Source organism: Arthrobacter sp. APC 3897 (assembly GCF_030407495.1).
Taxonomy (GTDB): Bacteria; Actinomycetota; Actinomycetes; order Actinomycetales; family Micrococcaceae; genus Arthrobacter_B.
On record NZ_JASDDG010000053.1, the window covers coordinates 1 to 8,033 of the forward strand.

Here is an 8,033-nt window from a genome sequence, read left to right on the forward strand (position 1 = left end):
CGGAATCTGAACCCTTCCCGGGCCTGAACCACTTTCCGGCCGCTTCACACCGTTCTTGCCCCTCCCCTTCCCTCCCCTTACGAAAGGAATCCCATGACCAGCACCAGCAGGATCACACTGAACCATCGAAGCATCACCGGCGAGGCCCGGTACACGGCTCTCGCCGCCCGGTTCCGTCCGGTTTTTGACCGCATCGCCGCCGGAGCACTGGACCGCGAACAGTCCAGAACCCTGCCGTTTGAGCAGGTGGGCTGGCTCAAGGACTCCGGCTTCACCGCACTGCGCGTCCCGGCCGAACACGGCGGAGATCCGGTCAGCGCCGAACACCTGTTCCGCCTGCTGATCGAACTGGCGGCGGCAGACTCGAACGTGGCGCATCTGCTGCGCTCCCACTTCGCGTTCGGCGAGACCGCAGCCCTGCAACCGGCCGCCTTCCGGGAGCTATGGTTTCCCCGGATCCTCGCCGGGCAGATCTTCGGCAACGCCGCCACCGAACGCTCCGGCAACGCCCTGGGCACCACCTCCACCACTCTGCGGCAGCAAGACGGCCGGTGGCTGCTGAGCGGGGAAAAGTACTACACCACCGGCAGCATCTTTGCGGACTGGGTGGTCGTCATGGCCAGCACAGCCGGCGTGGAGGGACGGCAGTACGCCGTCGTACCCGCCGATGCCCCGGGGGTGAGCATTGCCGATGACTGGGACGGCTTCGGACAGCCGCTTACCGGCACGGGCACGGCAGTGTTTGATGACGTGCCTGTGGAGGCCGGGAACATCCTGCAGCGCCAGGTCACCAGCACCCTGGAACCCGCGTTTTTCCAGCTGTTCCTGCTGGCCGTCCTTGCCGGGATCGGCCGGGCCGCCCTGCACGACGCCGGAGGCCTGGTCCGTTCCCGCACCCGCACCTTCAACACCGGCTCCGGACAGCTGTTCCGCCACGATCCGCTTATTCAGGAACACGTCGGCCTGCTCGCTGCGAAGGTTTACACCGCCGAAGCCGTGGTCACCGCAGCGGCCCGTGACCTGGACGCCGCGGCCGATCCGTCCCTGAACCTCTCCGCTGAAGAGGCATTCCTGCGCGCTGAGCTGGCGGTGCAGCAGGCCCATGTGGCGGTTCCCGGTCTTGTGCTGGATGCCGCGAGCGCCCTGTTTGACGTCACCGGTGCCTCCGCCGTGAGCCAGAGCAAAGGTCTGGACCGGCACTGGCGCAATGCCCGCACCGTCGCCACGCACAACCCGAGCGCGTTCAAGGCCCGCTCCGTGGGCGACTATCTGGTCAACGGCACCGTCCCCACCGGCCTGCACAGCATCGGTGACGCCCCGTCGCCGTCGTCCGCCCCCGCTCAATCCGCTGCCCCTTCCACCTTCGGAGCGATTTCCTGATGGCAACTTTCACGTCCCGCCCGCGGCTGCTTCTGAGCGCCTTCGCCATGAACACCACCAGCCACATCCTCGGCGGGTTATGGCGCCATCCTGACGCGCAGCAGCACCGCTTCAACGAGCTTGGGCTGTGGACGGATCTGGCGGCGCAGCTGGAAGCGGCGAAGTTCGATGCGCTGTTCCTGGCTGACGTCGTCGGGCTGTACGGCAATCACGACGGCGGGTGGGCGTCGCATGTGGAACGCGGCCTGCAGGTGCCGGCGAATGATCCCCTGGTGCTGCAGTCGGCGTTGGCCGCCCGGACCGAGCATCTGGGCCTGGCGCTCACCAGCTCGGTGGTGCAGGCGCATCCGTTCCAGTTTGCCCGGCAGCTGTCCACGCTGGATCATCTGAGCGGCGGCCGGGTGGCGTGGAACATTGTGACCAGCGTGCTGGAGAACGCGCACCGGAACTTCGGCGGCGACGGGCTGGCCGAGCATGACAGCCGCTATGACTGGGCCGACGAGTACCTCGAGGTTTGCTACAAACTGTGGGAGGGTTCCTGGGACGAGGGCGCACTGGTCCAGGACAAGGCCGCGGGAATCCATGCCGATCCGGCGCGGGTGCACAAGATTCTGCACCGCGGTGAGCGCTACTGCGTGGACGGGCCGCATCTGGCTGCGCCCTCGCCGCAGAGCACGCCGGTGTTGTTCCAGGCCGGCAGCTCCGGTCGAGGGCAGCAGTTTGCCGCCGCCAACGCCGAGGCGGTGTTCATCTTCGCTCCGCACACCGCCTATGCGAAGAAGACCACCGACTCGGTCCGTGCCCTCGCGCGCGGCCTGGGGCGGCGCAATGAGGACATCAAGTTCTTTGCCGGGCTGTCCTTTGTGGTCGGTTCCACCGAGGCCGAGGTGAAGGCCAAGCAGGCCGACTTTGACGAGTATCTGGATTTGGACGCGATCGTGGCGCACATTGGCGGCGGCATCGGCGTCGACCTCGGGGGCCTGCCGCTGGACACCACGCTGGGGGATCTGCGGACCGACGGCGCCCGCGGTGTGCTCGAGGCACTGTTCGCATCGGTGCCCGGCGGGAATCCGACCATCGCCGACGTTGCCCGCTACCGCGCCTACAACCAGCAGATCGCCGGAACTCCGGAGCAGATCGCGGACCAGCTGGAGACCTGGCAGGACGCCGGCGTGGACGGCATCAACATCATCAACCAGATCCTGCCCGGCTCCTATACGGACTTCATCGACGGAGTGCTCCCGGAGCTGCGCCGCCGCGGCCTTGCCCAGACGGAGTACCGTCCCGGCACCCTGCGGGAGAAGCTGTTCGACGGCGATGCGCGGCTGCCGTCCCGGCATCCGGGCACGAAGTACCGCGGGGCGTTTTCCGCGGTGGAGGTTTAGGGTGGGAACGCGTACGGCGGGTCGCTAGATGCTGCGCACGTGTTCCGGCGTCAGCTCCGCAAGGCTGGTGACGCCGAGCAGCTGCATCACCGTTGTCATCTCGGTGCGCAGCAGCTCCAGCGTCCGTTCGGCGCCCTGCCGTCCGCCGGCCATCAGCCCGTAGAGATAGGCCCGGCCGATCAGCGTAAAGTCAGCCCCGGCGGCGATCGCAGCCACAATGTCGCCGCCGGACATGATGCCCGAGTCCAGGATGATTTCGGCATCGGGGCCGACGGCGGCGCGGATGCCGGGCAGGATCCGCAGCGGGACCGGCGCCCGGTCCAGCTGCCGGCCGCCGTGGTTGGAGACCACTATCGCGTCGGCCCCGCGGGCGAAGGATTCCACCGCGTCCTGCGGGGACTGGATGCCCTTGACGATCAGTTTGCCCGGCCACGTCTCCCGCAGCCAGGCCAGGTCCTCGAAGTTCAGCGAGGGCTCAAACATGGTGTTGACGGTCTCCGCCAGGGACACCCGCTCGCCCTCGAAGTTGGCGAATCCCAGCGGTTTGGTGGTGAGGAAATTGAACCACCACTCGGGCCGGTAGGAGGCGTCCAGGATGGTCTTGGGCGTGAGGGTGGGCGGCATGGTCATGCCGTTGCGGGTGTCCCGCAGCCGGGCGCCGGCCACCGGGGTGTCCACCGTGACGATCAGGGCGCCGTAGCCGGCGGCCGCGGCACGGTCCACCAGTTCCCGGGACCGGCCGCGGTCCTTCCAGAGGTAGAGCTGGAACCATTTGGCGGCGTCGGGCACTTCAGCCTCCAGCTCCTCAATCGACGCCGTGCCCATGGTGGACAACGCAAAAGGAACGCCGAACGCGGCGGCGGCCTGCGCTCCGCCGATTTCGCCTTCGGTGTGCATGAGCCGGGTGAGGCCGGTGGGCCCGATGCCCACGGGCAGCGACGACTCCGTGCCGGCGATCTTGGTGCGCAGATCCACGCTCGTGACGTCGCGCAGCACGTGCGGAACAAATTCGACGTCGTCGAACGCGGCGCGGTTGCGGTTCAGGGCATGCTCGCCGAAGGATCCGCCGTCCACGTAGTCGAAGGCTGCTGCGGGAATCCTCCGCTTCGCGATGTCGCGCAGTTCCCGGACATTGGTGGCCTTCGCCAGCCGTGCACGGCGGAGGTCCAGGTCAAAGGGCTTGAACTGGACCAGGTCCCGGAGTTCTTTGTACTGGGGCATTCTGCGTTTCATGGCTGGCGCTCCTCATATGCGGAAAGGCCAGCGTAAGCATGAGGTGAGACCGGCAGCCAATTTGTGTCAGGCGTCCTTCTCTTTATCGGTAGTTTTCTTGTCGGCGGCTTCCTTCGCGGCAGCTTTGGCGGCGTCCGCCTGTGCTTTCTCGGCGGCCTTTTCCTCCTCAAGCCACTTGTCGCGCTTGGCCCCGGGAACCCAGCCGGTGTCCACCACCTTGCGCTGGTAGATGCTCGCGGCAACCACGAGCACCAGGGCGATCAGGACAGTGAGCACAATTCCGCCTGCCGTCCCGGTCCGGAGGCTAAGCCCAACAATGGTTCCGAACCACCCGAAGTCCGCATCACCGAAAGTGCTGTTGGCGAAACCGAATTCGCCGAGCACCTGCAGGAGAATTGCGGGCAGGATGGTGATGATGACCCCGTTGATGAAGCCGCCTGCCACCGCGCCCCGGCGTCCGCCGGTGGCGTTGCCGTAAACACCCGCGCCGCCGCCGGTGAAGAAGTGGGGCACCATGCCGGGAAGAATCAGGGCTAGCCCAAAGACCGGGTTAAGCCACACGGCCAGGAGCCCCAGGGCAACCAGCCCTCCCGCGAACGAGCTGAGGAACCCGATCAGTACGGCGTTCTGGCCGAACGGAAAGACAATGGGGATGTCCAGGGCTGCCTTGGCACCCGGGACAACTTTGTTCGCGATTCCCTGGAACGCCGGAACCAGCTCCCCCAGTACGGTGCGCACACCGTAAAGAATGATGGCTACGCCCACACCGAACTGAAGTGCCAGGCCGAAACCGGCCATGATGAAGGCTCCGGCATCGGCAACGTCGAAGATGGCCAGTGCCTCGTCGCGCGGAAGGGAAATCAAGCCCCAAATGGAGAAGACGAGGTAAATCAGCACCATGGACAGCGCTGTTGCCACCATCGAATCGCGGAGGAACCGCAGGCCCTGCGGGAACTTGATGTCCTCCGTCGATTTGCTGCGGCGGCCCACCGCCTGGCCTGCGGCACCGGCAGCAATGTAGCCAAGGGTGCCGAAGTGGCCGATGGCGATGGTGTCATTTCCGGTGACCTTTTTGGTCCAGGGATGGACAAAGGCCGGCATCACCACCATGACAACGCCCAGGAGGAAAGCTCCGATGAGCACCACCAGCCAGCTCAGGCCGTCCCCGAGCCCGACGGACAGCACCACGGTGAGCATGGTGGCCATAAAAACCATGTGGTGCCCGGTGAGGAACACGTATTTCAGCGGCGTGAACCGGGCAAGCAGCAGCATCACCAAAAAGCCAAGGGTCAGGACATAGGCGCTCTGGGCACCGAAGTCCTCCTGGGCAATAGCCGTGATGACCTCGTTGGTGGGGATAACACCCTGCGCTCCGGTTACCGCGAGGATGAGGGTGCCGAGGGGATCCAGGGAGTTCGTCACCACCGTTGCCCCTGCACCGAGGATCAGGAAGCCCAAAGCGGCTTTGAGCGCCCCTCCCACCACCTGGCCGGAGTTGCGGCGCAGCGCGATCAGGCCCACTGCGGTGATGATGCCAATGAGGTAGGCAGGGACGTTGAGAATTTGTTGCCCGATGAAATTCAGAATGGTGACAAGCCAGTCCATCGTGGGCACTCCTTTTTTTGTGGCGCAAACGCCTGTTAGGTGCAGCGAACGCGGTTACTCGATGGCTGCTGAGAGTTTCTCTTTGATCTCGTCCATGTCGACGAAGTTGTCAATAATGATCACCTTGGCCGGAACCTCGCCAATCTCCCCGGCGAGTTCGTCGCTCGTCAGGACGATGTCCGCGGACTGGGCTGCTCCCCTGGCAACACCGATATCCGCAGCTTCAACGTCGCCTTCCACGCCCAGATCCCGCAGGACCTGTTCCGCGTTCATCTTCAACAGCACCGAGGTTCCAATGCCCATGCCGCAAACGGCAACTATTTTCATGGGGGTGCCTTTCCATCGAGAGTGATTACTGGGTATTCAAGCTTTTCAGCAGGTCCCGCACTTCGGTTTCCGTGGTTGCCGCTTCGAGCCGGCCGCGCAGGTCCTTGTTGGCAAGGACTCCGGCGAGCGCCTTGAGAACTTCAATGTGGGCGGTGTGGTCCGTGGCGGCCAAGCCGATCACCAGGGTTACCGGGTCATTCTTCGCGTGGCCGAAGTTGACCGGGTCCTTGAGACTGACCCAGCTCAGGCCGCCTTTCAGGACTGCTTCGGAAGGCCGCGCATGGGCAAGGGCTATGCCGGGAGCAATGACGATGTACGGGCCGTGTTCCTCGACTGCCGCGATCATCTGGTCGGTGTAGTCGCCCGTGGTGACTCCGGCTGCAACAAGCCCGTCGCCCGCGAGGCGGATGGCGTCCCGCCAGTCGGCAGCGGCCGCTTTGAGATTGATGGAAAACAGTGAATTTTCGAGGTTCATGGCCACGATGAATCCTTAGGAAAATGGGAGGTCCCGATCCATGCATCGCTTTCACGGTGTCACCCGGATGGGGTGTTGTCCATGGAATCCTGAACAAGCAGGCCCGCACCCCCGAAAAACCCCCCGGGTCTGCGCAGACCGTTGACTTATCTCAGGCAGCAGCGCCACAGTGACGGTGTGACTGAGAACCGCTTGCCGCCACAGTCCGCTTCGGAATCCTCCCTGGATCAGAGGGCCGTGGCTGCCGCCCGTGCCATTCCCGCTCATCTGGTGCAGGAGAAAGGTCACGGGCACGCCGGAACCGCCATGGCGCTGGCGCCGTTGTCCCACGTCTTGTTTTCCCGGGTCCTGCGCCACAGCCCCGCACACCCGGACTGGCCCGCCAGGGACCGCTTTGTCCTCTCGGCCGGACATGCCAGCCTCCTGCTGTACATCCAGCTCTTCTTTACGGGTTACGGGCTGACTCTGGCCGATCTGGCGGCGGGCCGCTCGTTCGGATCCAAGACTCCCGGGCACCCCGAGGTCCACCACACGGTCGGCGTCGAAATGAGCACCGGACCGCTGGGGCAGGGCGTGGCATCCGCCGTCGGCATGGCAGCGGCCGCACTGCACGAACAGGCGGTCTTCACCCCCGGCTCCCCGCTTCTGGACCACACCATCTGGACCCTTGCCGGCGACGGCTGCCTGCAGGAGGGCATATCGGCCGAGGCCTCGAGCCTGGCCGGAACCCTGGGCCTGGACAACCTGGTCATGATCTGGGACGACAACGGCGTGACCATCGATTCCCGCACCAGCGAAACCTTCTCCGAAGATGTCCGCGCGCGCTACGCGTCCTATAACTGGCGGGTTCTGGAGATTGAAGACATCAATGACCTCGACGGCGTTGAAGCGGTGCTGCGGCGGGCTGCCGAGCGAACCGGGCAGCCCACCCTGGTGGCCGTGAAAACTGTCATTGGTGCTCCCTCCCGCAAGTTCGGCGGCGCACCCGCAGCCCACTCCGGCGGGTTTGGGGCCGAGGAAGTGGCGGAGGTGAAGAAGACGCTGGGATACGCCCCCGACGCCGGCCTCGAGGACCTGGTGGACGAGGAGCTGCTGCAGCACACCCGTTCCGCCGCCGGCCGGGGAGCCCGGCTCTACTCCGAGTGGGAACGCGCCTACGGCCGGTGGGCGGCGGAGCACCCGGACGACGCCGGGCGGTGGGCCGGGTTCCGCTCCGGCGAAGTCGACCTGTCTCCCCTGTCAGAGGTGGCAACGGGGGAACCGGGTGACCTCATTGCCACCCGCACCACCAACGGCGCAGTGCTTAAGGCCCTGCAGTCCAACCCCGCACTGTGGGGCGGGTCGGCGGATCTGAGCGGTTCCACCAGCGTGGCTGTCCCCGGTGAACCGTTCTCCGACAGGAACCCGTCCGGTGAGTTCCTCCGCTTCGGCGTCCGCGAACATGCCATGGCGGCGGCGCTCAGCGGCATCGCCCTGCACGGCCCCTGGCGTCCCTTCGGATCCACCTACCTCGTCTTCAGCGACTACATGCGTCCGGCCATCCGCCTCGCCGCGCTCATGGGAGTGGGGGTCATTTACGTGTTCTCGCACGATTCCGTGGCGGTGGGCGAAGACGGACCAACCCATCA

The 8,033-nt window shown here is 65.6% G+C and carries 7 protein-coding genes; 3 read left to right on the plus strand and 4 right to left on the minus strand.

The window, feature by feature from the left end; translation table 11 throughout:
• Positions 1–93 precede the first annotated feature (93 nt).
• Both QMA10_RS17450 and QMA10_RS17455 read left to right on the plus strand, forming a co-directional pair.
• Positions 94–1,380 (plus strand): acyl-CoA dehydrogenase family protein, encoded by a 1,287-nt coding sequence (locus QMA10_RS17450; RefSeq protein ID WP_290170471.1) that lies wholly within the window; start codon positions 94–96, stop codon positions 1,378–1,380.
• Positions 1,380–2,765: an LLM class flavin-dependent oxidoreductase gene (locus tag QMA10_RS17455; RefSeq protein ID WP_290170473.1), complete on the plus strand. Its 1,386-nt coding sequence runs from the start codon at positions 1,380–1,382 to the stop codon at positions 2,763–2,765. The genes QMA10_RS17450 and QMA10_RS17455 overlap by 1 nt, the downstream gene beginning before the upstream one ends.
• 24 nt (positions 2,766–2,789) lie before the next feature.
• Here QMA10_RS17455 and QMA10_RS17460 read toward each other — a convergent pair whose 3' ends face one another.
• The 4 genes from QMA10_RS17460 to QMA10_RS17475 all read right to left on the minus strand — a co-directional run bounded on the left by QMA10_RS17460 (position 2,790) and on the right by QMA10_RS17475 (position 6,405).
• A complete protein-coding gene (locus tag QMA10_RS17460) occupies positions 2,790–3,998 on the minus strand; it encodes an alpha-hydroxy acid oxidase (protein WP_290170476.1) in 1,209 nt (402 codons plus the stop codon).
• 66 nt (positions 3,999–4,064) lie between these two features.
• Positions 4,065–5,603 carry a PTS ascorbate transporter subunit IIC gene (locus tag QMA10_RS17465; protein WP_290170479.1) on the minus strand — a complete coding sequence of 513 codons (1,539 nt, stop codon included), beginning with the start codon at positions 5,601–5,603 and terminating at the stop codon, positions 4,065–4,067.
• A gap of 54 nt (positions 5,604–5,657) precedes the next feature.
• Positions 5,658–5,930, minus strand: a complete 273-nt coding sequence (locus QMA10_RS17470) for a PTS sugar transporter subunit IIB (RefSeq protein ID WP_104054993.1) — start codon at positions 5,928–5,930, stop codon at positions 5,658–5,660.
• Positions 5,931–5,955: 25 nt separating this feature from the next.
• Complete coding sequence (locus tag QMA10_RS17475) at positions 5,956–6,405, minus strand: PTS sugar transporter subunit IIA (protein ID WP_290170482.1); 450 nt, start codon at positions 6,403–6,405, stop codon at positions 5,956–5,958.
• Between the two features lie 177 nt (positions 6,406–6,582).
• Between QMA10_RS17475 and QMA10_RS17480 the strand changes: the two genes are divergently transcribed.
• A partial coding sequence (locus tag QMA10_RS17480; protein WP_290170485.1) for a transketolase occupies positions 6,583–8,033 on the plus strand: 1,451 nt, incomplete at its 3' end.